The organism is Alcanivorax sp. HI0007, from assembly GCF_001635525.1.
Lineage (GTDB): Bacteria > Pseudomonadota > Gammaproteobacteria > Pseudomonadales > Alcanivoracaceae > Alcanivorax.
This window is the reverse complement of record NZ_LWEJ01000220.1, coordinates 1-359: the sequence shown is the minus strand read 5'-3', so window position 1 is coordinate 359 and position 359 is coordinate 1. Positions and strand designations below refer to the sequence as shown.

Genomic DNA, 359 nt, shown 5'->3' with positions numbered 1-359 from the left:
GTCATTCTTAACCGCGAACTCGATATACGGCCTGTCCAGTGTAAAGGGGCTTACAGGATCGCCGATATCCGTGCCGTTTCTTCCCATCAGGCTCAGGTAATCAATATCAATATCACAACCTGCGTGACCGGAAAGATGATCGTTAATGCCGCCACAGCCGAGCTGTTATTTTGAAACGTTAAGATTTAACTGAAGCTCTCCGTCCAGACCAATTCGATAGAATTCAAAGGGTGTGGAATAGGGGTTGGGATTCGACAATGCGCTGCCTGATATTTTGTCGGAAACGATCAGTCCCTGACCCGTAACAGCTCTCATCTGATCCTCATCAAGAGGACTCATACCTCCAGCATTGAACGCGT

1 protein-coding gene is annotated in these 359 nt (G+C 47.9%); it reads right to left on the bottom strand.

What is annotated here, in order from left to right; genetic code table 11:
- Positions 1 to 165 precede the first annotated feature (165 nt).
- The coding region (locus A3714_RS18260; RefSeq protein ID WP_231867854.1) for a hypothetical protein at positions 166 to 359 on the bottom strand (194 nt) is incomplete at its 5' end.